Origin of the sequence: Escherichia sp. Lx600-2, from assembly GCF_036662595.1 — a bacterium.
Classification (GTDB): domain Bacteria; phylum Pseudomonadota; class Gammaproteobacteria; order Enterobacterales; family Enterobacteriaceae; genus Escherichia; species Escherichia coli.
The window spans coordinates 1-26,607 of record NZ_JAYQWM010000039.1 but is presented as its reverse complement, the minus strand read 5'-3'; the positions used below and the strand labels follow the sequence as shown (position 1 = coordinate 26,607).

At 52.6% G+C, this 26,607-nt stretch carries 24 protein-coding genes; 7 read left to right on the top strand and 17 right to left on the bottom strand.

Features of this window, described 5'->3' with window-relative positions:
• Positions 1–25 precede the first annotated feature (25 nt).
• From OQV04_RS14935 to OQV04_RS14915, 5 genes are read right to left on the bottom strand one after another with little or no spacing between them, the layout of a single operon-like run.
• The gene (locus OQV04_RS14935) at positions 26–1,357 is read right to left on the bottom strand and encodes an MFS transporter (RefSeq protein WP_274446682.1); all 1,332 of its coding nucleotides are present in this window, start codon (positions 1,355–1,357) and stop codon (positions 26–28) included.
• 57 nt (positions 1,358–1,414) lie between these two features.
• Positions 1,415–1,702 carry a ferredoxin-like protein FixX gene (gene fixX, locus OQV04_RS14930; protein ID WP_000203741.1) on the bottom strand — a complete coding sequence of 96 codons (288 nt, stop codon included), beginning with the start codon at positions 1,700–1,702 and terminating at the stop codon, positions 1,415–1,417.
• A complete protein-coding gene (locus OQV04_RS14925; protein ID WP_001287739.1) occupies positions 1,699–2,985 on the bottom strand; it encodes an FAD-dependent oxidoreductase in 1,287 nt (428 codons plus the stop codon). Before OQV04_RS14925 ends, fixX begins: the two co-directional genes overlap by 4 nt.
• 50 nt (positions 2,986–3,035) lie before the next feature.
• Positions 3,036–3,977 (bottom strand): electron transfer flavoprotein subunit alpha/FixB family protein, encoded by a 942-nt coding sequence (locus tag OQV04_RS14920; protein ID WP_032280231.1) that lies wholly within the window; start codon positions 3,975–3,977, stop codon positions 3,036–3,038.
• Between the two features lie 14 nt (positions 3,978–3,991).
• Positions 3,992–4,762 (bottom strand): electron transfer flavoprotein FixA, encoded by a 771-nt coding sequence (locus tag OQV04_RS14915; RefSeq protein WP_000692204.1) that lies wholly within the window; start codon positions 4,760–4,762, stop codon positions 3,992–3,994.
• Between the two features lie 472 nt (positions 4,763–5,234).
• Here OQV04_RS14915 and caiT point away from each other — a divergent pair, with 472 nt between their 5' ends.
• The 6 genes from caiT (at position 5,235) to caiE (ending at position 12,385) form a co-directional block, all read left to right on the top strand.
• Positions 5,235–6,749: an L-carnitine/gamma-butyrobetaine antiporter gene (gene caiT, locus OQV04_RS14910; protein ID WP_032280230.1), complete on the top strand. Its 1,515-nt coding sequence runs from the start codon at positions 5,235–5,237 to the stop codon at positions 6,747–6,749.
• 30 nt (positions 6,750–6,779) lie between these two features.
• Positions 6,780–7,922 (top strand): crotonobetainyl-CoA dehydrogenase, encoded by a 1,143-nt coding sequence (caiA, locus tag OQV04_RS14905; protein WP_274446683.1) that lies wholly within the window; start codon positions 6,780–6,782, stop codon positions 7,920–7,922.
• 128 nt (positions 7,923–8,050) lie between these two features.
• The gene (caiB, locus tag OQV04_RS14900) at positions 8,051–9,268 is read left to right on the top strand and encodes an L-carnitine CoA-transferase (RefSeq protein WP_000349922.1); all 1,218 of its coding nucleotides are present in this window, start codon (positions 8,051–8,053) and stop codon (positions 9,266–9,268) included.
• Positions 9,269–9,341: 73 nt separating this feature from the next.
• On the top strand, positions 9,342–10,895 hold the full coding sequence (gene caiC, locus OQV04_RS14895) for a crotonobetaine/carnitine-CoA ligase (RefSeq protein ID WP_032280228.1): 1,554 nt from the start codon (positions 9,342–9,344) through the stop codon (positions 10,893–10,895).
• Between the two features lie 108 nt (positions 10,896–11,003).
• The gene (gene caiD / locus OQV04_RS14890) at positions 11,004–11,789 is read left to right on the top strand and encodes a crotonobetainyl-CoA hydratase (RefSeq protein WP_001295419.1); all 786 of its coding nucleotides are present in this window, start codon (positions 11,004–11,006) and stop codon (positions 11,787–11,789) included.
• Positions 11,790–11,794: 5 nt separating this feature from the next.
• Positions 11,795–12,385: a carnitine operon protein CaiE gene (gene caiE, locus OQV04_RS14885; protein WP_247806765.1), complete on the top strand. Its 591-nt coding sequence runs from the start codon at positions 11,795–11,797 to the stop codon at positions 12,383–12,385.
• 85 nt (positions 12,386–12,470) lie between these two features.
• On the opposite strand, the gene caiF is transcribed toward caiE, so the two are convergent.
• The 11 genes from caiF to OQV04_RS14830 form a co-directional block, all read right to left on the bottom strand.
• Complete coding sequence (gene caiF, locus OQV04_RS14880) at positions 12,471–12,866, bottom strand: carnitine metabolism transcriptional regulator CaiF (protein WP_000333125.1); 396 nt, start codon at positions 12,864–12,866, stop codon at positions 12,471–12,473.
• A gap of 260 nt (positions 12,867–13,126) precedes the next feature.
• The gene (gene carB, locus OQV04_RS14875; protein ID WP_001126371.1) at positions 13,127–16,348 is read right to left on the bottom strand and encodes a carbamoyl-phosphate synthase large subunit; all 3,222 of its coding nucleotides are present in this window, start codon (positions 16,346–16,348) and stop codon (positions 13,127–13,129) included.
• 17 nt (positions 16,349–16,365) lie between these two features.
• Positions 16,366–17,514, bottom strand: coding sequence for a glutamine-hydrolyzing carbamoyl-phosphate synthase small subunit (gene carA / locus OQV04_RS14870; RefSeq protein WP_000597260.1), 1,149 nt, complete (start codon positions 17,512–17,514; stop codon positions 16,366–16,368).
• A 455-nt stretch (positions 17,515–17,969) separates the two neighbouring features.
• Positions 17,970–18,791: a 4-hydroxy-tetrahydrodipicolinate reductase gene (gene dapB / locus OQV04_RS14865; RefSeq protein ID WP_000543604.1), complete on the bottom strand. Its 822-nt coding sequence runs from the start codon at positions 18,789–18,791 to the stop codon at positions 17,970–17,972.
• A gap of 166 nt (positions 18,792–18,957) precedes the next feature.
• Positions 18,958–19,872 (bottom strand): ribonucleoside hydrolase RihC, encoded by a 915-nt coding sequence (gene rihC, locus OQV04_RS14860; RefSeq protein WP_001239137.1) that lies wholly within the window; start codon positions 19,870–19,872, stop codon positions 18,958–18,960.
• A 65-nt stretch (positions 19,873–19,937) separates the two neighbouring features.
• A complete protein-coding gene (gene ispH / locus OQV04_RS14855) occupies positions 19,938–20,888 on the bottom strand; it encodes a 4-hydroxy-3-methylbut-2-enyl diphosphate reductase (RefSeq protein WP_001166395.1) in 951 nt (316 codons plus the stop codon).
• Position 20,889: 1 nt separating this feature from the next.
• The gene (gene fkpB, locus OQV04_RS14850) at positions 20,890–21,339 is read right to left on the bottom strand and encodes an FKBP-type peptidyl-prolyl cis-trans isomerase (protein ID WP_000004655.1); all 450 of its coding nucleotides are present in this window, start codon (positions 21,337–21,339) and stop codon (positions 20,890–20,892) included.
• 87 nt (positions 21,340–21,426) lie between these two features.
• Complete coding sequence (gene lspA / locus OQV04_RS14845) at positions 21,427–21,921, bottom strand: signal peptidase II (RefSeq protein WP_000083369.1); 495 nt, start codon at positions 21,919–21,921, stop codon at positions 21,427–21,429.
• Positions 21,921–24,737 (bottom strand): isoleucine--tRNA ligase, encoded by a 2,817-nt coding sequence (gene ileS / locus OQV04_RS14840; RefSeq protein WP_001286887.1) that lies wholly within the window; start codon positions 24,735–24,737, stop codon positions 21,921–21,923. The genes lspA and ileS overlap by 1 nt, the downstream gene beginning before the upstream one ends.
• Before the next feature lie 42 nt (positions 24,738–24,779).
• Positions 24,780–25,721 (bottom strand): bifunctional riboflavin kinase/FAD synthetase, encoded by a 942-nt coding sequence (gene ribF, locus OQV04_RS14835; protein ID WP_000767329.1) that lies wholly within the window; start codon positions 25,719–25,721, stop codon positions 24,780–24,782.
• 7 nt (positions 25,722–25,728) lie between these two features.
• Positions 25,729–25,947 carry a DUF2575 family protein gene (locus OQV04_RS14830; protein WP_001300728.1) on the bottom strand — a complete coding sequence of 73 codons (219 nt, stop codon included), beginning with the start codon at positions 25,945–25,947 and terminating at the stop codon, positions 25,729–25,731.
• A gap of 102 nt (positions 25,948–26,049) precedes the next feature.
• Here OQV04_RS14830 and rpsT point away from each other — a divergent pair, with 102 nt between their 5' ends.
• Positions 26,050–26,313, top strand: coding sequence for a 30S ribosomal protein S20 (gene rpsT / locus OQV04_RS14825; RefSeq protein ID WP_001274021.1), 264 nt, complete (start codon positions 26,050–26,052; stop codon positions 26,311–26,313).
• A 234-nt stretch (positions 26,314–26,547) separates the two neighbouring features.
• On the opposite strand, the gene OQV04_RS25100 is transcribed toward rpsT, so the two are convergent.
• On the bottom strand, positions 26,548–26,607 hold a 60-nt coding region (locus OQV04_RS25100; RefSeq protein WP_071528444.1), incomplete at its 5' end, for an IS1 family transposase.

The window sequence follows — 26,607 nt, the reverse complement described above, 5'->3', positions numbered from 1 at the left end:
CAGAAAAGAGAGAAATCTGAACAAATTATCCCATTCTCTGCCCGCGGATCATCATATTGCTGGTCTGCGCCAGTGACATTCCTCGAGTCTCCGGGGCAAACGCTACGGAAATCAACAAGCCAAACAGCGAGATACCCGCCCCCATTAGCATCGTGTTACTGATACCGTAATTATTGATAAAGATCGGTAGTGCCCAGGTCGAAACAATGGTGCCAATACGGCTTAAGGACATAATCACGCCCACGGCAGAGGCGCGGATATCTGTCGGGAAGAGTTCATTAGGATAGAGCCACTGCAAATTACCCGGCCCGCCAGAGAAAAAGGCATACACCGCAAAGGCCATCACTACCAGCCAGATCCCCATATCCGGGATCAGCCCCAAAACCGCCAGCGCCAGCGTCATCATGGCAAAGCTGCCAATCAACAATGGACGCCGTCCGGCAGTGTTTAGCCACAGCATCGGCGGAATACAGCCGAGCATAAAGAACAGGCTAATCACCACATTCCCCAGTGCCGCGTTTTTGCCAACCCCCAATCCCAACAAACCAACGATTTGCGGACCAAAGGTGTAAATGGCGAACATTGGGATCACCTGGCAGGTCCAGATGGCGGCAACAAACAGAACAAAAGGAAAATGGCGGCGATTAAACAGATCGCGAAAACGGGTTTGCTGCGGCTGCTCTTCATCGAAAGCCACCGGTTCGCCAAACAGTTTTATCATCATCTCTTCGCACTCTTTTACTCGCCCTTTGCGTAATAACCAGCGGGGAGATTCAGGCAGTTCGAATCGACCAATCAAAATCAACAAACAGGGGATCGCTGCGCTACCCAGCATCCAGCGCCAGCCGCCTTCCACATCATAAAGCCAGTTGCCGACCAGATCGGCGCAGGTCGCGCCGACATACCACATGGCGGCGATAAAGCTGATGGAAAATGCCCGCTGACGGGTACTGGAGAACTCGGTGATCATTGAGGTGGCGATGGGATAATCTGCACCGATGACAATGCCGATAAGTACCCGCATCACCAACAGTTCGACGGGGGATGAAACAAACATCGTCGCCACCGATATCACGCCGATGGCGATGATATCAATGAGGAACATTTTGCGCCGTCCGACTTTATCGGAGATATAGCCAAACAGCGATGTGCCAACGAACAGCCCGGCGAGCGTTCCCGCGCCCAGCAAGCCAATCCAGTCAGCGTCCAGTTTCAGCGCCGGAGTCAGTTGCTCCAGCGCCACGCCAATCATTACCAGTACATAACCATCCAGAAACGGACCACCGCTTCCCCACAGCAAAATGCGGCGGTGAATAGAGGAGAATTTAAGATCGTCAAAGTTTCTGGACGGTTGCATGGATTATTCCTGTTTTTTGCAATGAGAGTCAGTACGGCGTTACGTATCAAACCAACATCAGCCGTAACGGAACTCCACACCAAAGGTGCCGCGCGGGTATTCCCACTGTTCCAGCGCCGACCCCAGCCCCAGAATGCGACAGGTGCCGCACTCCAGACATCCGGCGTAATCGAAGCGCACACTGCCGTCATCCTGCTTCTTGTACAGACCTGCGGGGCACGCTTTCACCAGCAGCTCCAGGGCCTGTTTATCGGCATCGGCCTTCACAACAATGTGTGGATGCTCTTCATCGACATTGAATTTATTGACGCCCAGTTTGACGTCCACATTGACGGGAGAAGTCATAAAACGGTCACTCCTTTCATGCCATCCTTGATCAGATTGATGAAGCCCACTTTCTTGCCGTGGCGGAGGATTTTCTTGCGCATCAGTTCCGGCGCACTGCCGTCAATGGTGAACAGGTCACGCGCCACGCCCACCGCCAGTTCCGGGTAGCCGCTAAACATGCGTGGGTTATCAAGGAACGCCGGTAGTTTCTGGTACATGCGCATATCGCGCAGCGGGCCACTCTCCAGATGCTGACGATATTCCGCGAGTTTTTGCTTACTGAAATCGTCGCTTTTCATCGCTGAAAGCACGGTTTTTGCTGCGGCTTCCCCGGCGGCAATCGCCAGATCCATACCGCGAATGGTAAAACCGAGGTTCATACACATTCCGGCGGCATCACCGGCAATCAATACGCCATCACCAACCAACTCCGGCAGCATGTTGATGCCTGCTTCCGGCACTACGTGAGCGGAATATTCCACCAGCTTGCCACCCGCGATCAGCGGTGCAACGGCCGGATGTTGTTTGAAATCTTCCAGCATTTGCGGCACCGATTTTTTCGCGTCATGCAGATGATGCAGACCACAAACCAGCCCCAGCGACAGGGTGTTTTCATTGGTATAAAGAAAACCGCCGCCCATCAGGCCATCAGTAGGTGATCCCGCAAACAGGCAAGCCGCGCCCTGATTACCCTGCAACTGAAAACGGTCTTCGATTACCGACTTCGGTAACTCGATCAGTTCCTTCACGCCAACCGCCACATCCGTCGGTTTGACGCGTTTTGCCATCCCCAATTTTTCGGCAAGGATGGAGTTCACCCCATCAGCAAGGATCACCGTTTTCGCTTCAATCACATCGCCATCGGCTTCTACACCGACGACTTTGCCATCGCGCTGTACGAGGTTATCGACGCGGATCCCGGTAATTAACTGCGCGCCCGCTTCTTCGGCCTGCTCCATCAACCAGGCATCAAATTTACTGCGCAAAACGGAGTAAGAACGCTGGGATGGCGAGGTTTCGTCACCGTTGCAGTAGTCCATAGTCATCGCTGACTTTTCCGTCATAAACGCGAGTTTTTCATGGGTGATCAGGCGTTCTACGGGGGCGGATTCGGCGAAACCTGGAATAATGTGTTCCAGACTGTGGGCATAGAGACGCCCGCCGGTGACGTTCTTGGCACCTGCGGAATTGCCACGCTCGATAACTAACACTTGCGCACCTTCGCGGGCGAGCACCAGTGCGGCAACCGAACCGGCAAGCCCTGCACCGACGATGATGGCGTCAAAGATATCTTCGGACATAAGAGCTCCCTGTCAGCGGCAGGACCGTAATGCAGCCCTGCCAGAGTGGATCAACGCGCTAAAGCTGCGATCAGTGCCGGAAGGATCTTCACGGCATCGCCAACAATGCCGTAATCCGCGTACTGGAAGATCGGCGCATTTTTATCTTTATTGATGGCGAAAATGGTTTGCGATGCATTAGCACCAACCATGTGCTGGATCTGCCCGGAGATCCCCACCGCCAGATACAATTCAGGTTTCAGCATCAGGTTGGAGATACCGACATAGCGTTCGTGCTCCATCCATTTTTCGTTTTCCGCCACCGGACGAGAACAGGCCAACTCCGCACCTATCGCCTTGCAAAGCTGTTCTGCCAGCGCAATGTTATCTTTGCTGCCAATGCCGCGACCGACGCTGACCACCAGACGGGCTTTGTCGAGATCGACGCTGTTGCTCTGGCGCGCCTGGGTTGCCGTGCGGGTAATCGCCACAGCCGGAGCCTGCCACTCCACGGTGTGCGTTTCGCCAGTGCGTGACGCGTCTGGCTGAGCCGCATCGAACGTGCCACTGCTGATGGTCAGTACCGCATACGGCGTGGCAATGCGTTCTTCGCCAATCGCCAGGCCGCCGTAAACCATGTGTTTCACTGTTGCTTTACCGTCCTGTACGCTGACGGTGCTGGCATCGTTAGACACCGCCGCTTTAAGGCGATAACCCAGTTTTGCCGCCAGTAATTTGCCGCGACGGGTGTTTGGCAACAGCACCAGGCCGTCTGCGCCGTGCTGGCGAATAGTGTCAGCCATGACACTGGCGTAATCTTCGATCATCCGATCGTCCGGTTTGCCGTTTAATTTCCAGACATGATTAGCGCCGAGCTGGATTGCCTGTGCGCCGTCGGCATCATTGAGGACAAAGGTGTTGATTTGATTAGCTAAAGCCTGCGCACCGTTCATCAGTTCCGGCAGACGAGAAGGGGTATCGCTGAATACCCAGACTTGAGAAAACGTGTTCATAGCATCCCCTGTAATTAAATGACTTTGCGAAGATTTTCAGCAAATGCGGCGATCTGTTCTTCGCCGTCGCCTTCAATCACGATGCGCTGACGCTCGCGCTGTTTCGGCGCGGCAACCTGTTGTTCTGACCAGGCTGCCTCTGCGTTAAAACCGATATCCGCCGCCGACCATACCTGGACTGGCTTTTTCGCCGCGCCGAGAATGGCTTTCATCGAAGGAATTTGTGGGGAGTTGATATCAGTGGAAACAGCAACAACCGCAGGCAGCGGAATGCTTAAGGTTTCGGTTTCATCTTCCAGTTCGCGCTCAACGGTGAGGGTATCTGCCGTCAGGGAGATAATTTTGCTGACGCCGTTAACTGCCGGAATATTGAGGATTTCGCCCACCAGCAGACCAACCTGCTGGGCATAAAGGTCGGAAGAACCATCGCCACAGAGGATCAGATCAAAGCCTGCTTTCTGGGCGGCTGCAGCCAGTGCGCTCGCCGTTTGTTGCGGCAGTGCCTGCTCGAACTGGTCATCAATCACCACAATCAGTTCATCCGGGCCGCGCGATAGCACATCTTTACGCCCTTTGGCGTTGGTCAGGGCTTTACCGCCCACACTTAAGGCTGTCACCTGCGCCTCTGCTGCCTGTTGCTTTAGCTGGCAAGCCGCTTCAATAGCGTTGAGATCGTATTGGCTTATTTTGGCATCGGCTTTGCTGAAGTCTAATGAACCATCAGCATTATTGACCGCAATATCCTGTTCATCAGGCACGCACTTATAGCAAGTAATAATCTTCATTGCATCTCCAGAAATCATGAAGGAAACGTCGTTCATATCGGTGGTGTTAATTACAGATATCACGCCCTTTAATTTGGAAATAAAACTTTAATCACCAATATTGAAAATGTCACACGCAGATAAATCCAACTTTCAATATTGTTAAGTTCCTCACCAATATTGAAAACATGGCGTAGCAAAAAGAAATTTTCAATATTGTTTTATGGATCACCAATATTGAAAGTCAGATGTTATTTTTTTACTCACAACAGAGCATAACAAACTGATTATTAATCAAAATTAACGAAAAAACGCCCTCTATTCACCCGAAACAAAAATGTGATAACAATCACAGAATGCAGCTTATTGAATACCCATTATGAGTTAGCCATTAACGCGTCCACGAGGTTAATAATAATTATATTAAATGTTAACAAAAATAAAACAAACGGGAACGCAAAATAAATATTCGTTTTCACAGTGGAATTAACTCATGAAGAATGAAAAGAGAAAAACGGGAATAGAACCGAAGGTTTTCTTTCCGCCATTAATAATCGTCGGCATACTTTGTTGGCTTACAGTCAGAGATCTGGATGCGGCGAATATCGTTATTAATGCTGTATTCAGTTACGTCACCAATGTATGGGGATGGGCATTTGAATGGTATATGGTGGTGATGCTTTTCGGTTGGTTCTGGCTGGTGTTTGGCCCGTATGCCAAAAAGCGTTTAGGTAACGAACCACCTGAATTTAGTACCGCCAGTTGGATCTTTATGATGTTCGCCTCCTGTACGTCTGCTGCCGTACTGTTCTGGGGATCGATTGAGATCTACTACTACATCTCCACCCCGCCGTTTGGCTTAGAACCGAACTCGACAGGAGCGAAAGAGTTGGGGCTGGCTTACAGCTTGTTCCACTGGGGACCCCTGCCGTGGGCCACTTACAGCTTCCTTTCAGTCGCCTTCGCTTACTTCTTCTTTGTCCGCAAAATGGAAGTGATTCGCCCCAGCTCGACACTGGTGCCGCTGGTAGGTGAAAAACACGCCAAAGGGTTGTTCGGTACCATCGTCGACAACTTCTATCTCGTCGCCTTGATCTTCGCGATGGGTACCAGTCTGGGCCTTGCCACGCCGCTGGTGACCGAGTGTATGCAATGGTTGTTTGGCATTCCGCATACCCTGCAACTGGACGCTATCATCATTACCTGCTGGATTATCCTCAACGCCATTTGCGTCGCCTGCGGTCTGCAAAAAGGGGTACGTATCGCCAGTGACGTGCGTAGTTACCTGAGCTTCCTGATGCTGGGTTGGGTGTTCATCGTCAGCGGTGCCAGCTTCATCATGAACTACTTCACCGATTCGGTGGGGATGTTGCTGATGTATCTGCCGCGCATGTTGTTCTATACCGATCCCATCGCTAAAGGCGGCTTCCCGCAGGGCTGGACCGTGTTCTACTGGGCATGGTGGGTGATTTACGCTATCCAGATGAGTATCTTCCTCGCCCGCATCTCCCGTGGTCGTACTGTGCGTGAACTGTGCTTCGGCATGGTGATGGGGCTGACAGCGTCAACCTGGATCCTGTGGACCGTGCTCGGTAGTAACACTCTGCTGTTGATAGATAAAAACATCATCAACATTCCAAATCTGATCGAACAGTACGGTGTGGCGCGCGCCATCATCGAAACCTGGGCCGCTCTGCCACTCAGCACCGCCACCATGTGGGGCTTCTTCATCCTCTGCTTTATTGCCACCGTTACGCTGGTTAACGCCTGCTCTTATACCCTGGCGATGTCCACTTGCCGCGAAGTACGCGATGGTGAAGAGCCGCCGCTGCTGGTGCGTATCGGTTGGTCAATTCTGGTTGGCATTATCGGTATTGTTCTGCTGGCGCTCGGCGGCCTGAAACCGATTCAAACCGCCATTATCGCCGGAGGATGCCCGCTGTTCTTCGTCAACATTATGGTGACGCTCTCCTTTATTAAAGACGCGAAACAGAACTGGAAAGATTAATTAACCCCCAAAATATCAAGAGGTTGAAAGATGGATTTTAATTTAAATGATGAGCAGGAACTGTTTGTCGCCGGTATCCGCGAACTGATGGCCAGCGAAAACTGGGAGGCCTATTTTGCCGAGTGCGACCGTGACAGCGTCTACCCGGAACGTTTTGTCAAAGCACTGGCGGATATGGGTATCGACAGTCTGCTGATCCCTGAAGAGCACGGTGGTCTGGACGCGGGGTTTGTTACTCTCGCCGCCGTGTGGATGGAGCTGGGACGTCTGGGGGCACCAACCTATGTACTGTACCAGTTGCCGGGCGGGTTCAATACCTTCCTGCGCGAAGGCACACAAGAGCAGATCGACAAGATTATGGCTTTCCGCGGCACCGGTAAGCAGATGTGGAACTCAGCGATTACCGAACCGGGCGCGGGCTCCGACGTGGGTAGCCTGAAAACGACTTATACCCGTAGAAATGGTAAGATTTATCTTAATGGTAGTAAGTGTTTTATTACCAGTAGCGCCTACACCCCGTACATCGTGGTGATGGCGCACGACGGGGCTTCTCCGGACAAACCTGTCTACACCGAATGGTTTGTTGATATGAGCAAACCGGGCATCAAAGTGACCAAACTTGAGAAGCTCGGTCTGCGTATGGATAGCTGCTGTGAAATCACCTTTGACGATGTGGAACTGGACGAGAAAGACATGTTCGGTCGGGAAGGTAACGGCTTTAACCGCGTCAAAGAAGAGTTCGACCATGAACGTTTCCTGGTAGCCCTGACCAACTACGGTACGGCGATGTGCGCCTTTGAAGATGCGGCGCGCTACGCCAACCAGCGCGTGCAGTTTGGCGAGGCTATTGGTCGTTTCCAGTTGATTCAGGAAAAATTCGCCCACATGGCGATCAAATTAAACTCCATGAAAAACATGCTGTATGAAGCAGCGTGGAAAGCAGACAACGGCACCATCACCTCTGGCGATGCAGCGATGTGCAAATACTTCTGCGCCAATGCGGCATTTGAAGTGGTGGATAGCGCAATGCAGGTGCTGGGCGGTGTCGGGATTGCGGGCAACCACCGCATCAGCCGCTTCTGGCGTGACCTGCGTGTAGACCGCGTTTCCGGAGGATCTGACGAAATGCAGATCCTGACGCTGGGTCGTGCGGTGCTGAAGCAATACCGCTAAGTCCGTGCGCTGCCTGATGCGACGCTGACGCGTCTTATCAGGCCTACGGGAGCACGAATGTAGGCCGGATAAGGCGTTTACGCCGCATCCGGCAGTCATGCGCTACATAAATTTTTCAGGAGCTAATAATGGATCATCTACCCATGCCGAAATTCGGACCGCTGGCCGGATTGCGCGTTGTCTTCTCCGGTATCGAAATCGCCGGACCGTTTGCCGGACAAATGTTCGCAGAATGGGGCGCGGAAGTTATTTGGATCGAGAACGTCGCCTGGGCCGACACCATTCGCGTTCAACCGAACTACCCGCAGCTCTCCCGCCGCAATTTGCACGCGCTGTCGTTAAATATTTTCAAAGATGAAGGCCGCGAAGCGTTTCTGAAATTAATGGAAACCACCGATATCTTCATCGAAGCCAGTAAAGGTCCGGCCTTTGCCCGTCGTGGCATTACCGATGAAGTACTGTGGCAGCACAACCCGAAACTGGTTATCGCTCACCTGTCCGGTTTTGGTCAGTACGGCACCGAGGAGTACACCAATCTTCCGGCCTATAACACCATCGCCCAGGCCTTCAGTGGTTACCTGATTCAGAACGGTGATGTTGACCAGCCAATGCCTGCCTTCCCGTATACCGCCGATTACTTTTCTGGCCTGACCGCCACCACGGCGGCGCTGGCAGCACTGCATAAAGCGCGTGAAACCGGTAAAGGCGAAAGTATCGACATCGCCATGTATGAAGTGATGCTGCGTATGGGCCAGTACTTCATGATGGATTACTTCAACGGCGGCGAAATGTGCCCGCGCATGAGCAAAGGTAAAGATCCCTACTACGCCGGTTGCGGTCTGTATAAATGCGCCGACGGCTACATCGTGATGGAACTGGTGGGCATAACCCAAATTGAAGAGTGCTTTAAAGATATTGGCCTCGCACATCTACTCGGTACACCGGAAATCCCGGAAGGCACTCAGCTTATCCACCGTATCGAATGCCCTTACGGCCCACTGGTAGAAGAAAAACTCGATGCCTGGCTGGCGGCACATACCATCGCAGAAGTTAAAGAACGCTTTGCCGAACTGAATATCGCCTGTGCCAAAGTACTGACCGTACCGGAACTGGAAAGCAATCCACAGTATGTTGCCCGTGAATCAATCACTCAGTGGCAAACGATGGATGGTCGCACCTGCAAAGGGCCGAACATCATGCCGAAATTCAAAAATAACCCCGGACAAATCTGGCGCGGAATGCCCTCACATGGCATGGACACGGCTGCCATTTTGAAAAATATCGGCTACAGCGAAAACGACATTCAGGAGTTGGTCAGCAAAGGTCTGGCCAAAGTTGAGGACTAAACGCGTGGCGTCAGTCGGCTTGCCTGACTAACGCCCGCCCAATAACAAACGAACAAAAATGGATAGAGGTGCAATGGATATCATTGGCGGACAACATCTACGTCAAATGTGGGACGATCTGGCGGACGTTTACGGTCATAAAACGGCGCTGATTTGTGAATCCAGCGGCGGAGTCGTTAACCGGTATAGTTATCTTGAGTTAAATCAGGAGATTAACCGCACGGCAAACCTGTTTTATACGCTGGGGATTCGCAAAGGCGACAAGGTTGCACTACATCTCGACAACTGCCCGGAATTTATCTTTTGCTGGTTCGGGCTGGCAAAAATTGGCGCGATTATGGTGCCGATTAACGCCCGCCTGTTGCGCGAGGAAAGCGCGTGGATCTTGCAAAATAGCCAGGCTTGCCTGCTGGTGACCAGTGCGCAATTTTATCCTATGTATCAACAGATTCAGCAGGAAGATGCCACTCAGTTGCGGCACATTTGCCTGACAGATGTGGCACTTCCCGCTGATGATGGCGTGAGTTCGTTTACTCAACTGAAAAATCAACAACCTGCCACCTTGTGCTATGCACCGCCGCTATCGACTGACGATACGGCGGAAATTCTCTTCACCTCCGGCACCACCTCCCGACCGAAAGGTGTGGTGATTACCCATTACAACCTGCGCTTCGCTGGATATTACTCCGCCTGGCAGTGTGCACTGCGTGACGATGACGTCTACCTGACGGTAATGCCTGCGTTTCATATCGATTGCCAGTGTACTGCGGCGATGGCGGCGTTTTCTGCCGGGGCCACCTTTGTGCTGGTCGAGAAATACAGCGCCCGCGCCTTCTGGGGACAGGTGCAGAAGTACCGCGCCACCGTTACCGAATGTATTCCGATGATGATTCGTACGTTGATGGTGCAGCCGCCTTCAGCGAACGATCGGCAACACCGCCTGCGGGAAGTGATGTTTTATCTCAACTTGTCGGAGCAGGAAAAAGATGCGTTTTGTGAACGCTTCGGCGTTCGCTTGCTGACGTCTTATGGGATGACGGAAACCATTGTGGGCATTATCGGCGATCGCCCTGGCGATAAACGACGCTGGCCGTCGATTGGTCGGGCGGGGTTTTGCTACGAAGCGGAGATCCGCGACGATCACAATCGCCCGCTCCCGGCAGGTGAGATCGGTGAAATCTGTATTAAAGGCGTACCAGGGAAAACCATCTTCAAAGAGTATTTTCTCAACCCGAAAGCCACTGCAAAAGTGCTGGAAGCTGATGGCTGGCTGCATACCGGCGATACCGGATACCGCGACGAAGAAGGCTTTTTTTATGTCGTCGATCGCCGCTGCAATATGATCAAACGCGGTGGCGAGAATGTCTCCTGCGTGGAGCTGGAAAATATCATCGCCACCCATCCGAAAATTCAGGACATCGTGGTTGTGGGTATTAAAGATTCGATTCGCGATGAAGCCATCAAAGCATTTGTGGTGCTGAATGAAGGTGAAACATTGAGCGAAGAGGAATTTTTTCGCTTCTGCGAACAAAATATGGCGAAATTTAAAGTGCCCTCTTATCTGGAGATCAGAAAAGATCTGCCACGTAATTGCTCGGGGAAAATAATTAGAAAGAATCTGAAATAAATGAAACGGCAGGGAACTACCCTGCAAGCTAATAATCACGTTCTAAAACAATATGCATTTTTTGCAGGGATGTTGTCGTCCCTGAAAAAGCAAAAATGGAGAAAAGGAATGAGTGAATCATTACATCTGACCCGCAATGGATCAATTCTGGAAATTACCCTTGATCGCCCAAAAGCGAATGCTATTGATGCAAAAACCAGCTTTGAAATGGGCGAAGTATTTCTAAATTTCCGTGACGATCCGCAATTACGTGTCGCCATTATTACCGGTGCCGGAGAGAAATTCTTTTCCGCGGGCTGGGATTTAAAAGCGGCAGCAGAAGGCGAAGCACCGGATGCTGACTTTGGCCCGGGTGGTTTTGCGGGATTAACCGAAATTTTCAATCTCGACAAACCGGTTATCGCAGCTGTGAACGGCTACGCCTTTGGCGGCGGTTTCGAACTGGCGCTGGCGGCAGATTTTATTGTTTGTGCCGATAACGCCAGCTTCGCCCTGCCGGAAGCCAAACTGGGCATCGTTCCTGACAGCGGCGGTGTGCTGCGTCTGCCGAAGATCCTGCCGCCTGCCATCGTCAATGAAATGGTGATGACCGGCAGACGAATGGGCGCAGAAGAGGCGCTGCGTTGGGGGATAGTCAACCGCGTGGTTAGCCAGGCGGAACTGATGGATAACGCCCGCGAACTGGCTCAGCAGCTGGTTAACAGCGCCCCGCTGGCGATTGCGGCGCTGAAAGAGATCTACCGCACCACCAGCGAAATGCCGGTAGAAGAAGCGTATCGCTATATTCGCAGCGGCGTGTTGAAACACTATCCATCGGTTCTGCATTCGGAAGATGCCATTGAAGGGCCGCTGGCGTTTGCCGAGAAGCGCGATCCGGTGTGGAAAGGACGTTAACAACCGTGAGCTATTACGCCTTTGAGGGGTTAATTCCGGTGGTTCACCCGACGGCGTTTGTCCATCCCAGTGCAGTCTTGATTGGCGATGTGATTGTGGGAGCCGGTGTCTACATTGGCCCACTCGCCTCACTGCGTGGTGACTACGGGCGGTTGATCGTGCAAACGGGAGCCAATATTCAGGATGGCTGCATTATGCATGGCTACTGCGACACTGATACCGTCGTTGGGGAAAACGGCCATATCGGGCACGGAGCGATCCTGCATGGTTGTGTGATTGGTCGCGATGCATTGGTCGGGATGAACAGCGTGATTATGGATGGCGCGGTCATTGGCGAAGAGAGCATTGTTGCCGCCATGAGCTTTGTCAAAGCAGGCTTTCACGGCGAGAAACGCCAGTTGTTGATGGGTACGCCAGCCCGCGCTGTACGCAGTGTTAGTGACGACGAGTTACACTGGAAACGGTTGAATACCAAAGAGTATCAGGATCTTGTCGGGCGCTGTCATGCATCGTTACATGAAACGCAGCCACTGAGGCAAATGGAGGAAAATCGCCCCCGTTTGCAGGGGACGACGGATGTGACGCCTAAACGGTGATCTTGCCGGATGCGACCTGGTTGCTGGATAAGATGCTACAACATCGTATCTGGCAAGCAGGACGCCCGGTATCAACGAGATAAAATTAACGACGCATACTCTTTGACAACATCATCTGCCACTTCTGCTCGCGGTTAAGTTCCGTGAGCGGAACGGCAGGAATACGCGGTGTCTTTCTTACGCCGACTAATTTTTCCCGACTGTTATTGCGCAGGCGCGCGTAAATTTGCTCATCGATATCGACCACTTTAACCAGTCGCTGACACTGGCATCCCCGCCCTTCCAGCTTATTAGGGATCATCTTAACTTCGCAGCTTATTTCTGTGACTTCCGACAGAATATAAGTCAGGGTATTAACCGCCTTGCTGTGTTCAATATCGAAATGAATAGAGATCTCTCTTGCTATCACCCACCGATTTTCAGCCATCATCCATTCGGCGATTAACAAGTAGAGTGGTTTTTCAACATATCCTTCACACATACGAACTCCAGTTTCACAAATTAAAAGTCTGGCTATGACTCGTTTTGAAGCAATTAAACAAGGCCATATTAAAATTGTGGATATATCGATAGTATGCAACTTCACCGTCGATAAGTGTGAGCTAAATCCTGCTTATGTCATCAAAAATATCGATTCCCCAAAAGATTTACTTAATGGGCAAAAAAAACGGTCCTCATCAGAGAACCGTATTAGTTATTCGATCAAATTAGCGGATGAAAAATATCCGCCATGACACGCTATTATTTGATCTGCGCGTGCATTTCCTGCACCGAAATTACTTTTTCGGTCGCATCGGCATTCAGCGCCATCGCGGTAGCGAAACCACCGTTCAGGGTGGTGTCATAATGCACTTTATATTGCAGCGCACTGCGACGGATCACGCGGGAGTCTTCAATCGCGCGACGACCTGAAGTGGTGTTGATGATGTAGGTATATTCGCCATTCTTGATGCGGTCCTGAATGTGCGGACGACCTTCATGCACCTTGTTTACCAGACGCGGATTGATACCCGCTTCGCCCAGCACAATCGCCGTGCCGTGGGTCGCATCCAGCTCGAAGCCCTGTTTCAGCAGTTTTGCCGCCAGGTCCACCACGCGTTCTTTATCGCCTTCGCGCACGGAAAGCAGCGCACGACCGTGTTTCTTCATGGTGGAGTTGCTGCCCAGCTGCGCTTTGGCAAACGCTTCAGCGAAGGTGCGGCCCACGCCCATGACTTCCCCGGTAGAGCGCATTTCTGGCCCTAACAGCGGGTCAACGCCCGGGAATTTATTGAACGGCAGCACCACTTCTTTCACCGAGTAGTACGGCGGGATAACTTCTTTGGTTACGCCCTGCTCAGCCAGCGATTTGCCAGCCATCACACGCGCCGCCACTTTTGCCAGCGGTACGCCGGTGGCTTTGGAGACGAACGGAACGGTACGCGCCGCACGCGGGTTAACTTCAATCAGGTAGACTTCGTTGTTTTTCACCGCAAACTGCACATTCATCAGGCCGCGCACCTGCAATTCGAAGGCCAGTTTCTGCACCTGCTGGCGCATCACATCCTGAATTTCCTGACTTAAGGTGTACGCTGGCAGCGAACATGCGGAGTCACCGGAGTGCACGCCCGCCTGCTCGATGTGCTCCATGATGCCGCCAATCAGCACCATTTCGCCGTCGCAGATGGCATCCACGTCAACTTCTACTGCGTCATCAAGGAAGTGATCCAGCAACACTGGCGCATCGTTAGATACGCTAACCGCCGTCTGGAAGTAGCGACGCAGGTCAGCTTCGTCATAGACGATTTCCATCGCCCGACCGCCGAGAACGTAAGACGGACGCACCACCAGCGGGTAGCCAATCTCTTTTGCCTTCTCAACTGCCATTTCAATAGCAGTAACGGTGGCGTTCGCCGGTTGTTTCAGTTTCAGACGGTCAACCGCATGCTGGAAGCGTTCACGGTCTTCCGCACGGTCGATAGCATCCGGGCTGGTGCCGATAACCGGTACGCCAGCGGCTTCCAGTGCACGCGCCAGTTTCAGCGGGGTCTGACCGCCGTACTGGACGATAACGCCTTTCGGCTTCTCGATACGCACGATTTCCAGCACATCTTCCAGAGTTACCGGCTCGAAGTAGAGGCGGTCGGAAGTGTCGTAGTCGGTAGAGACGGTTTCCGGGTTACAGTTAACCATAATGGTTTCGTAACCGTCTTCACGCAGCGCCAGCGAGGCGTGTACGCAGCAGTAGTCGAATTCGATACCCTGACCGATACGGTTTGGACCGCCGCCAAGCACCATGATTTTTTCACGGTCGGTAGACGGATTCGCTTCGCACTCTTCTTCATAAGTGGAGTACATGTAAGCGGTGTCGGTGGCAAACTCTGCCGCACAGGTATCCACGCGCTTGTAGACCGGGTGCAGGTCATATTGGTCACGCAGCTTACGTATTTCCGCTTCGCGTACGCCCGCCAGTTTTGCCAAGCGCGCATCGGCAAAGCCTTTGCGTTTCAGCTGGCGCAGGAATTCAGCGTTCAGGCCAGTGATGCCCACTTCCGCCACTTTCTCTTCCAGACGCACCAGTTCTTCAATCTGTACCAGGAACCAGCGGTCAATGTTAGTCAGGTTGAAGACGCCGTCCACAGACAGGCCCGCGCGGAAAGCATCGGCGATGTACCAGATACGCTCTGCGCCTGCGTCTTTCAGTTCGCGACGGATTTTGGTTAACGCTTCCGGGTCATCCAGGCTCACTTTCGGGTCGAATCCAGTCGCACCGACTTCCAGGCCGCGCAGCGCTTTTTGCAGGGATTCCTGCTGCGTGCGACCAATCGCCATCACTTCGCCAACCGATTTCATCTGAGTGGTCAGACGGTCGTTAGCACCGGCGAATTTTTCGAAGTTGAAGCGAGGAATTTTAGTAACCACATAGTCGATGGACGGCTCGAAGGAGGCCGGAGTACGTCCGCCAGTGATGTCGTTCATCAGTTCGTCGAGGGTGTAACCCACCGCCAGTTTCGCCGCCACTTTAGCAATCGGGAAACCGGTCGCTTTCGACGCCAGCGCCGAAGAACGGGACACGCGTGGGTTCATTTCGATAACAATCAGGCGACCGTTTTTCGGGTTCACCGCAAACTGGACGTTGGAACCACCGGTTTCAACGCCGATTTCACGCAGCACCGCCATCGAGGCGTTACGCATGATTTGATATTCTTTGTCGGTCAGCGTTTGGGCTGGCGCGACAGTGATGGAGTCACCGGTGTGGATGCCCATCGCATCAAAGTTTTCGATAGAGCAGACGATGATGCAGTTGTCGTTTTTATCACGCACCACTTCCATCTCGTACTCTTTCCAGCCGATCAGCGACTCATCAATCAGCAACTCTTTGGTCGGAGAGAGATCCAGACCGCGGGCGCAAATTTCTTCAAACTCTTCACGGTTATAAGCGATACCGCCGCCGCTACCGCCCATGGTAAAGGATGGGCGAATAATGCACGGGAAGCCCACGTCAGCGGCAACCGCCAGCGCTTCTTCCATCGTGTGTGCGATACCGGAACGCGCGGTTTCCAGACCAATTTTCTTCATCGCTACGTCGAAACGACGGCGGTCTTCTGCTTTATCAATCGCATCGGCAGTGGCACCAATCATGGTGACGCCGAACTCTTCCAACACGCCCTGACGTTCCAGCTCCAGCGCGCAGTTCAGCGCCGTCTGACCGCCCATCGTTGGCAGCACCGCGTCCGGGCGCTCTTTTTCAATAATCTTGCGTACCACTTCCCAGTGAATCGGCTCGATGTAGGTCGCATCGGCCATTTCCGGGTCGGTCATGATGGTCGCCGGGTTGGAGTTCACCAGAATGACGCGGTAACCCTCTTCGCGCAGGGCTTTACATGCTTGCGCGCCAGAGTAGTCAAACTCACACGCCTGACCGATAACAATCGGGCCCGCACCCAGAATCAGGATACTTTTTATATCTGTACGTTTTGGCATGGCTCTTTTACTCCTGATTACTTAGCGGTTTTACGGTACTGCTCAATTAACTCGATAAAGTGGTCGAACAACGGCGCTGCGTCGTGTGGACCTGGGCTGGCTTCCGGGTGCCCCTGGAAGCTGAACGCCGGTTTATCGGTGCGATGAATGCCCTGTAACGTACCGTCGAACAGGGATTTATGCGTGACACGCAGGTTTGCAGGTAATGTTGCTTCGTCCACCGCAAAACCGTGGTTCTGGGCGGTGATCATCACCACGTTTTTCTCCACATCTTTAACCGGATGGTTGCCGCCGTGGTGACCAAATTTCATTTTGACAGTCTTCGCACCGCTCGCCAGAGCCAGCAGCTGATGACCGAGGCAGATGCCGAAGACCGGAATATCGGTTTCGAGGAATTTCTGGATGGCGGTAATGGCGTAATCGCACGGGGCCGGGTCGCCAGGACCGTTGGAGAGGAAGATGCCGTCTGGATTCATTTTCAGCACATCTTCCGCAGAAGTTTGCGCCGGAACGATGGTCAGGCGACAGCCTCTATCCACCAGCATCCGCAGGATGTTGCGCTTGGCACCAAAATCATAAGCCACGACGTGGAACGGCAGCTCGTCTTCTTTTTTCGCTTCTGGCAGGCCGCCGGTCAACGTCCAGCTCCCTTGTGTCCAGCTATAGGCTTCTGCGGTGGTCACTTCTTTTGCCAGATCCATGCCATTCAGACCTGGGAACGCGCGGGCTTTTTCTAACGCCAGCGCCGCATCCGGGTTATCGCCTGCGATAATGCAGCCATTCTGTGCGCCTTTCTCGCGCAGTAAACGCGTCAGCTTACGGGTATCGATATCGGCAATCGCCACGATGTTATGGCGCTTCAGGTAAGAAGAGAGGTCTTCGGTATTACGGAAGTTGCTGGCAATCAGCGGCAGATCGCGAATCACCAGACCTTGTGCATGTACCTGAGAAGATTCTTCATCGGCGTCATTAGTGCCGACATTGCCAATATGGGGATAAGTAAGAGTAACGATTTGACGAGAATAGGAAGGATCAGTGAGGATTTCTTGATAACCGGTCATTGAAGTATTGAAAACGACTTCCCCAACCGCCGAACCTGTTGCCCCTATGGCCCGACCGTGAAACTGGGTTCCGTCTTCCAGAACCAATAGCGCTGACTTAATCAAAACACCCTCCAGAGAATATTCACTCACTTTATTTGCATATTAATTCACAATGATGACGTAAATCAATGCAAATCTGCTTACCGACGAATTTCTGGCAAACGGCGGCATTCTGGAGATATGGGCGCTAAAAGTCAACTTAATGGCAGGATTTTTTATATTATTTTGTGGCTCATGCATGTTTTACAGGCATTAAGCGACAAAAAGATCATCTAACCTGTTCTGTAAAACGCTTGCGCAGCAAGAAGATTGCATGAAATAAAAACGAGCAGGAAAAAGTGGACCAAATGGTCAAAATTTACATTAAAACAACAAAAATAGAAGACAAAACATGTAATTTTTGGCAGTTATAGAAAATTTAAAAGCATAACACCAAAAATAAAAGGGCTAAAAATTAAAGCCCTTTATAATTAATAAATTAAATGTGTTACTTTTGCATCATCATAAACATTTTGTGGTTACAAATTATTGAGATCAAGCACATCTCGCATATCAAAAAGACCACTTTCCTTACCACTCAACCACAAAGCCGATCTTACCGCACCGTTAGCAAATGTCATGCGGCTGGACGCCTTATGGGTGATCTCCAGACGCTCGCCAATATCGGCAAACATCGCGGTATGTTCGCCAACGATGTCACCTGCACGCACGGTGGCAAAACCAATGGTACCAGGCACACGTTCACCGGTATGGCCTTCACGACTGTAGACCGCGCAATCTTTCAGATCTTTATCAAGGGCGTGGGCGATCGCCTCTCCCATTGCCAGTGCGGTGCCTGACGGCGCATCAACTTTATGTCTATGATGTGCTTCAATAATTTCGATATCGGTGTAGTCACCCATCACTTTGGCTGCTTTCTCCAGCAGCTTAAGCATGACGTTAACGCCAACGCTAAAATTGGCGGCAAAGACAATCGCAATATCGGCAGCGGCGTCACGAATTGCCTGTTTACCGGCTTCGTCAAACCCCGTAGTGCCGATCACCATCCCTTTGCCATGCTGGCGACAAAAAGCGAGATGGTTCAGCGTACCTTCCGGACGGGTAAAATCGATAAACACATCAAAATCGTCTTTTACCGCATCAAGACTGCTTTGCACAGTAACGCCTGTTTTTCCTGCACCAGCCAGCTCACCGGCGTCGCTGCCCAGTAAAGAAGATCCTTCGCGCTCCAGCGCCGCGCCCAGCTGCACGCCTTCTAATGCCAGCGCCGCCTGAATCAACTGGCGGCCCATACGCCCCCCGGCTCCCGCGATGGCAACGCGGATGTTTGCATCATGCATAGCTATTCTCTTTTGTTAATTTGCATAGACCGTTTTCAGAGTAACCAGCGCATCGCTACGCCGCCAGCCAAAAACGCTGATAATTAGAAATTAATGATAAACAGGGAGGGATATCAGTGAAAGGCATGAGTCGATGAATGACTGCATGCCGATAACATGTGACAGGTTACGGCACCAGAGCCAGCACCTCAGCCACCCACTGTTGGAAGCCTTTTACATTCAGATCCAATGCCACCTGTACATTGGCTGGTTTGCCCAGGCAACCGTCGATATCAACCACCGTCGTGCCTGAGGTAAATTCGCCTTGAGTTTCTACCGCGACAAAACACGGCTTGAGGGTGAATAAGTCCGGGCGCACCAGCCAGGCGATGGCGCAGAGATCGTGCATTCGCAGACCGCTTTGCATACTGCCGCTACGGTAGTGGCTAAACAGGGCGTGGAGCATTTTTCCGGTGCGATTCAACTCCGGCAAAGTAGCGAGATAGTCAGGGGTTAATATTGCCTGATTGGTGACATCCAGACCGCACATGACGATTTCGATGCCGCTACGGAAGACACAGGCTGCCGCTTCTGGATCGGCAGCGATATTAAACTCGGCGTTTGGCGTGCAGTTGCCGCGACCGGCAGAGCCGCCCATGATCACCAGACGACGAATATACGGTTTACATTCCGGGCATTGTGAAAGTAACAGCGCAATATTGGTTAACGGGCCGATGGCCACCAGGGTAACGGGCTCTGGTGCACGCATCAGGGCATCCCGAATCGCCAGAAACGCCGGTATCCCGAGTGGCTTTCGGTTGTGCTCAACAAAGTCGTAGCCAGCCATTCCCGATTCGCCGTGCACAGATGCTGCATCACGCGGTGCGCGTACCAGCGGCACAGCGGCTCCCTGGGCGAGCGGAATCTCCGCATTCCAGAAATGCAGCAGTTGCAGGGCGTTGCGGGTGGTTTTCTCAACCGAGACATTACCCGCGACGGTGGTCATCAGTTGCAGGTCGAGTTCGGGGGCAAAAATCGCGGCGGCAATGGCGACGGCATCGTCAATGCCGGGGTCAGTATCGAGGAAGATAGGTAAACGCATGTTTTCTCCATAAAAAATGCCGGTAACAAGACCGGCATTTTCGCATAACTTAGGCTGCTAATGACTTAATCGACTTCACGAATATCGACACGCAGCTCTTTCGGCACTTCGAAAACAATGTTTTCTTCACGGCCTTCCAGCGGAATGGCTTCACCACCGCCCAGCTGTTGCAAACGTGCCACAACATTCTGCACCAGAATATCCGGAGCCGATGCGCCCGCAGTCACGCCGACGCATTTAACCTCTTTCACCCACTCTTCCTGGATATCTTTCGCATCGTCAATCAAAAACGCGCGTTTGCCCATACGCTGGGCCAGCTCCGCCAGACGGTTGGAGTTGGAGGAGTTTTTCGAACCGACCACCAACACAACTTCCGCCTGTTCTGCCAGGGCGCGTACCGCTTCCTGACGGTTAGTCGTGGCGTAGCAGATGTCATCTTTGCGCGGACCGACAATCTTCGGGAAGCGTTTACGCAGCGCGTCGATCACATCAGACGTGTCATCCACCGACAGCGTGGTTTGGGTCATAAAGGAGAGCTTCTCTTCGTTTTTGACCGTCAGTTTCCACACATCGTCTGGCGATTCGACCAGATACATTCCCCCTTCAGGGTTGCTGTACTGCCCCATCGTCCCTTCCACTTCCGGGTGCCCGGCGTGACCGATGAGAATAGACTCTTCGCCACGACGGCTGGCGCGGGCTACTTCCATATGCACTTTGGTCACCAGCGGACAGGTGGCGTCGAATACCGTCAAATCACGGCTTTTCGCTTCGTTACGTACCGCCTGAGAAACACCATGTGCGGAGAAGATCAGGATCGCGCCGTCCGGCACTTCGCTGATCTGCTCAATAAAGATAGCTCCACGCTCGCGCAGGCTATCGACCACGTAGCGGTTATGCACCACTTCGTGACGGACATATATCGGTGCGCCGTAAATGGCAAGCGCGTTTTCAACAATGCTGATAGCGCGGTCTACCCCGGCACAAAAACCACGTGGGTTGGCCAACAGGATCTGCATGTTACGCCTCCAGTGCCGGATCGATTTCCAGCACTTCAATATCAAAATGAACGGTCTGCCCGGCCAGCGGATGGTTGAAATCAACGGTAATAGAGTCGCCGTTAATTTCGCGGATCACGCCAGGCATCTCACTGCCATCCATTGCGGTAAAAAGCATAATTGCGCCAATTTCTGGCTCGCCTGCATCCATAAACTCACGGCGGGAGAAGTACTGAATCAGGTCCGGTGACGGCACGCCAAACGCCGCATCTGGCTCCAGCGAGAAGGTGGTTTTATCGCCCACTTTCAGCCCCAGCAGGTGTTGCTCCAGCCCTTCAGAAAGAGAAGCATCGCCCAGGCGGAACAGCGCCGGTTTACCGTTGTTGCGGGTAGACTCAGCGGTGGTGCCATCATCGAGTTTCAGCGTGAAGTGCACCAGGACGGCGCTATTGCTCTGTACAGATTCAGACATGCAGGTTTGCTCTTATATTTTGAGGATTTTTGCCGGATGCGGCCTACGATTTCGCAGCAATCTGTAGGCCTTATCCGGCAGGGTTTATTATTGTTTTTTCGCTTTAGAAGGCAAAAAACCTTCCAGCACAATCAGTGCCGCACCGACACAAATGGCAGTATCGGCAAGGTTGAAGGTGGCGAAGTGCCAGTCGCCGACGTAGAAGTCGATCATATCGACAACGAAGCCGTGCCACAGGCGGTCGAACAGGTTGCCCAGCGCGCCGCCAATAATCAGCGCATAAGCGATATTGTTTAGCTTCTGCGTGGCCTTCGAGCGATACATCATCACTGCCAGGATCACGCTAATACCAATCGCAATACCGGCAAAGAACCAACGCTGCCAGCCGCCGCTATCGGCAAGGAAACTAAACGCCGCGCCATAGTTACGCGCATAATGCAGATTAAGCGACGGGAACAGCGGGACCGTATCCCCCAGAGCAAAGTTCTGGAGGATCAGGTATTTGCTGCCCAGATCGATAATCAGCACGACTACCACCAGCCACAGCCAGCGTAGCCCTGTTGAACAGATCGATTGACTCATCAGGCAAACTTACGTTTTTCACCGTCACCGGCGACGTTGCTGACACAGCGGCCGCAGATTTCTGCGTGTTCCGCCACCTTGCCGACATCCTGGGTGTAGTGCCAGCAGCGTGGGCACTTCTCACCTTCGGCTTTACTCAACGCGACTTTCAGCCCTTTGAGTACTTCGCTCTGCTGAGCATCAGCAGGTGCGTCGTTATAGTCTGCAACGGTAGCGCCGGAGGTCAACAGGACAAATCGTAATTCATCGCCCAGCGCGGTCAGTTTCGCCGCCAGTTCCGGTTCTGCATACAAGGTTACTGCCGCTTCCAGCGAGCCACCCACTTTCTTGTCGGCACGCGCTTGCTCAATGACTTTGTTCACTTCGCCACGCACTTTCAACAGCTCGTCCCAAAACGCATCGTTCATTGCTTCACTGTCTGCCAGACCAAACAGGCCTTCGTACCACTCACCGGTGAAGACGTATTTTTCACGTTCGCCCGGCAGGTAGCCCCACACTTCATCAGCGGTGAAGGAGAGGATTGGTGCCATCCAGCGCACCAGCGCTTCAGCGATGTGATACAGCGCAGTCTGGCAGCTACGACGCGCCACGCTATCCGCTTTGGCGGTGTACTGACGGTCTTTGATGATGTCGAGGTAGAAGGAACCCATCTCAACGGAGCAGAAGCGCATCAGACGCTGTACCACTTCGTGGAAATCATATGCTTCGTACGCCTTGAGGATGTCTTCCTGTGCCGCTTTCGCACAACCTACGGCCCAGCGATCCAGTACCACCATCTCTTCCGGTTTCACCATATCTTTTGCTGGATCAAAACCATTCAGGTTTGCCAGCAGGAAGCGCGCGGTGTTACGGATACGACGATAGCTATCGGCAGCACGTTTCAGGATCTCGTCAGAAACGGCCATTTCACCGGTGTAGTCGGTTGATGCCACCCACAGACGCAGAATATCCGCGCCCAGTTTGTTCATCACATCCTGCGGCGAAACGGTGTTGCCGATGGATTTAGACATCTTGCGGCCCTGACCATCCACGGTAAAGCCGTGGGTCAGTACCTGACGATACGGCGCTTTGCCTTTCATCGCGGTGGAGATCATCAGGGAAGACATGAACCAACCACGGTGCTGGTCAGAACCTTCCAGATACATGTCCGCTGCGTGACCGGCAAATTCCGGACGCACGTCAACAACGGAAGAGTGGGTAGATCCGGAGTCAAACCATACATCCAGCGTATCCGGCACTTTCACGTACTGATCAGCTTCATCGCCGAGGATCTCTTTCGCATCGAGATCCCACCACGCCTGGATGCCGTCAACTTCAACGCGTTTAGCCACTTCTTCCATCAGTTCGAGGGTACGCGGATGCAGCTCTTCCGTGTCTTTGTGCACGAACAGTGACATCGGTACGCCCCAGGTGCGCTGACGGGAGATACACCAGTCAGGACGGTTAGCAACCATCGACTCGATACGCGCCTGGCCCCAGTCCGGGATCCACTGCACGCCTTTGATCTCTTTCAGTGACTGCGCACGCAGACCTTTCTGATCCATGCTGACGAACCACTGCGGCGTCGCGCGGAAGATGATCGGCGTTTTGTGACGCCAGCAGCACGGATAGCTGTGCTGCATTTTCTCAACGTGCAGCAGCGCGCCTTTTTCCTGCAGCAGCGCAACGACGATGTCGTTCGCTTTGAAGACGTTCACGCCATCCAGCGTCGGATAAGTGCCCGGCAGATAAGTGCCGTCCGGGCCAACCGGGTTAGCGGTTTCCAGGCCGTATTTCTGACCGATCACATAGTCGTCCGGGCCGTGGCCAGGCGCGGTGTGAACGGCACCGGTACCGGCATCCAGGGTAACGTGATCGCCAAGAATTGCCGGAACGTCGAAGCCCATAAACGGATGGGTAAAGCGAAGCAGTTCAAGCTCCGCACCTTTTACCGTGCCGAGAATGGTGTAATCGGTCACGCCGATACGCTGCATTACGCTTTCAACCAGATCTTTCGCCAGAATCACGGCCTGACCGTCGATCTGCACCAGCGCATAGTCGAAATCAGGTGCAATAGAGATTGCGCGGTTCGCAGGCAGAGTCCATGGCGTAGTGGTCCAGATCACCAGCGAGATTGGGCCGTTAACGTTGCTTACGCCAAATTTCGCTTTCAGCGCATCCTGATCGACCGCCTGGAAAGCGACGTCAATGGACGGAGAAGTTTTGTCGTAATACTCAACTTCCGCTTCTGCCAGTGCAGAACGGCAGTCTACGCACCAGTGCACCGGCTTCGCGCCTTTGTGCAGGTGACCATTGCCGATGATTTTGCCCAGCGCGCGGATGATATTGGCTTCAGTTTTGAAGTCCATGGTCAGGTACGGGTGCGACCAGTCGCCCAGCACGCCCAGACGGATAAAGTCTTTGCGTTGACCGTCAACCTGGGTCGCCGCGTATTCACGGCACTTGGCGCGGAACTCGGCGGCGGTGAATTTCTCACCCGGCTTACCGTATTCTTGCTCTACTTTCAGCTCGATCGGCAGACCGTGGCAGTCCCAGCCAGGCACATACGGCGAGTCATAACCGGAAAGCCCTTTGGACTTCACGATAATGTCTTTCAGAATCTTGTTAACCGAGTGACCAATATGAATGCTGCCATTCGCATAAGGAGGGCCATCATGCAGAATGAAGGTTTTTTTGCCTTTTTTAGCCGCACGGATGATGCCGTACAGATCATCATCAGTCCAACGCGCCAGCATTCCCGGTTCGCGCTTGGCGAGATCGCCACGCATCGGGAACCCTGTTTCCGGCAAATTCAGGGTTGATTTATAGTCACTCATCAGATTCTCGGTTCCGTGTTTCGGTTTGATTACATAACAGGCTTAAGCCGGTTTTGTTAGCCCAAAAAATTCGCGGGCGGTTAATTCATCACGCGCAATCTGCGCTTTCAGTTCGTCCAGCGACGCAAATCGCTGCTCATTGCGTATTTTTTTACGCAGCACTACTTGTATATGGCGACCGTAAAGGTCCATTGCAACATCTAACAAATGCACTTCCAGCTGCTGGCGAATACCGGCAACCGTTGGGCGTGTTCCGATGTTTGCCACGCCGGGTAACGGCTTTTCACCGAGGCCCAGCACTTCTACCGCATAAACCCCTTTCACCGGGGAAACCTGACGGCGTAGCGGTACATTCGCCGTCGGGAAACCTATAGTGCGCCCTAATTCATCACCGTGGACTACACGCCCGGAGATGGCAAACGGGTGCCCCAGTAAACTTTCTGCCAGAGCCAGATTGTCATCTGCCAGCGCCTGACGCACGGCGGTGCTGCTGATACGCACGCCACCTTCGCAAAAAGTTTGCGTACTGGTGATATCGAAGCCGTATTCCATGCCAGCTTTCTGTAATAACAAGAAATCGCCTTCACGACCAGCGCCAAAGCGGAAATCATCACCTACGGCAAGAAATTTTACGCGCAAATGCTTCACCAGAAGATCGCTGATGAAATTTTGCGCGGTTAACGCCGCGAAACGCCTGTCGAAACGCACGCACAGCACGTAATCAACGCCACACTCTGCAAGGTAACGCAGTTTTTCCCGCAGCCGGGTCAGCCGTGCCGGGGCTTTATCGGTAGCAAACAGTTCCAGTGGTTGAGGTTCAAAAAGCATCACCATCACCGGTAAGTTGCGCTTGCGCCCTTCTTCCTGCAAGCCCTGTAACAGCGCGCGATGACCGCGATGCACGCCGTCGAAATTACCAATAGTCAGCACACACCCTTCTTGCGGGGCCTGGCTGAGATTATGTATGCCGCGTATCAGCTTCATGTCTGGCTCAAAACAGTGAAAATCGTCCGAGTATACCTTGTACAGCGGTCAAGGTTAACCGGCGATTGAGTACCGAAATCAGAAAGAAGTGGCTTTTCATTGCCATGGCGCAAATCACGGGAAGAAACTGACCGCCTGCTGCAATTTTTATCGCGGAAAAGCTGTATTCACACCCCGCAAGCTGGTAGAATCCTGCGCCATCACTACGTAACGAGTGCCGGCACATTAACGGCGCTTATTTGCACAAATCCATTGACAAAAGAAGGCTAAAAGGGCATATTCCTCGGCCTTTGAATTGTCCATATAGAACACATTTGGGAGTTGGACCTTGGCTAATATCAAATCAGCTAAGAAGCGCGCCATTCAGTCTGAAAAGGCTCGTAAGCACAACGCAAGCCGTCGCTCTATGATGCGTACTTTTATCAAGAAAGTATACGCAGCTATCGAAGCTGGCGACAAAGCTGCTGCACAGAAAGCATTTAACGAAATGCAACCGATCGTGGACCGTCAGGCTGCTAAAGGTCTGATCCACAAAAACAAAGCTGCACGTCATAAGGCTAACCTGACTGCACAGATCAACAAACTGGCTTAATCGTCAATTTGCTGAAGCTTTGTGAAAAAGCCCGCGCAAGCGGGTTTTTTTATGCCTGCTGCTTTTGTGATGCGTGAGAGAACACACTGCCGGTTGCCAGATAGTCAAAAGTTGCAGGTTCTTGCAGACATGCCGTTGTACTATCTGAACTCTTCGTGGCTTAAGAATCGTAGAACCATCGGCTGATACATTCTGAACAAGAATATCTACTCAATCTCCGGTAATGACTCCAACTTATTGATAGTGTTTTATGTTCAGATAATGCCCGATGACTTTGTCATGCAGCTCCACCGA

Bases quoted from the DNA above. Each gene is read 5' to 3' on its own strand.
- caiB (WP_000349922.1), top strand. From the start codon at position 8,051: ATGGATCATCTACCCATGCCGAAATTCGGACCGCTGGCCGGATTGCGC.
- OQV04_RS14830 (WP_001300728.1), bottom strand. From the start codon at position 25,947: ATGTGCCGGCACTCGTTACGTAGTGATGGCGCAGGATTCTACCAGCTT.
- OQV04_RS14935 (WP_274446682.1), bottom strand. From the start codon at position 1,357: ATGCAACCGTCCAGAAACTTTGACGATCTTAAATTCTCCTCTATTCAC.
- dapB (WP_000543604.1), bottom strand. From the start codon at position 18,791: ATGCATGATGCAAACATCCGCGTTGCCATCGCGGGAGCCGGGGGGCGT.
- caiF (WP_000333125.1), bottom strand. From the start codon at position 12,866: ATGTGTGAAGGATATGTTGAAAAACCACTCTACTTGTTAATCGCCGAA.
- OQV04_RS14915 (WP_000692204.1), bottom strand. From the start codon at position 4,762: ATGAAGATTATTACTTGCTATAAGTGCGTGCCTGATGAACAGGATATT.
- caiD (WP_001295419.1), top strand. From the start codon at position 11,004: ATGAGTGAATCATTACATCTGACCCGCAATGGATCAATTCTGGAAATT.
- OQV04_RS14925 (WP_001287739.1), bottom strand. From the start codon at position 2,985: ATGTCCGAAGATATCTTTGACGCCATCATCGTCGGTGCAGGGCTTGCC.
- OQV04_RS14920 (WP_032280231.1), bottom strand. From the start codon at position 3,977: ATGAACACGTTTTCTCAAGTCTGGGTATTCAGCGATACCCCTTCTCGT.
- fixX (WP_000203741.1), bottom strand. From the start codon at position 1,702: ATGACTTCTCCCGTCAATGTGGACGTCAAACTGGGCGTCAATAAATTC.
- caiA (WP_274446683.1), top strand. From the start codon at position 6,780: ATGGATTTTAATTTAAATGATGAGCAGGAACTGTTTGTCGCCGGTATC.
- ispH (WP_001166395.1), bottom strand. From the start codon at position 20,888: ATGCAGATCCTGTTGGCCAACCCACGTGGTTTTTGTGCCGGGGTAGAC.
- caiT (WP_032280230.1), top strand. From the start codon at position 5,235: ATGAAGAATGAAAAGAGAAAAACGGGAATAGAACCGAAGGTTTTCTTT.
- fkpB (WP_000004655.1), bottom strand. From the start codon at position 21,339: ATGTCTGAATCTGTACAGAGCAATAGCGCCGTCCTGGTGCACTTCACG.
- carB (WP_001126371.1), bottom strand. From the start codon at position 16,348: ATGCCAAAACGTACAGATATAAAAAGTATCCTGATTCTGGGTGCGGGC.
- ribF (WP_000767329.1), bottom strand. From the start codon at position 25,721: ATGAAGCTGATACGCGGCATACATAATCTCAGCCAGGCCCCGCAAGAA.
- caiC (WP_032280228.1), top strand. From the start codon at position 9,342: ATGGATATCATTGGCGGACAACATCTACGTCAAATGTGGGACGATCTG.
- lspA (WP_000083369.1), bottom strand. From the start codon at position 21,921: ATGAGTCAATCGATCTGTTCAACAGGGCTACGCTGGCTGTGGCTGGTG.
- rihC (WP_001239137.1), bottom strand. From the start codon at position 19,872: ATGCGTTTACCTATCTTCCTCGATACTGACCCCGGCATTGACGATGCC.
- ileS (WP_001286887.1), bottom strand. From the start codon at position 24,737: ATGAGTGACTATAAATCAACCCTGAATTTGCCGGAAACAGGGTTCCCG.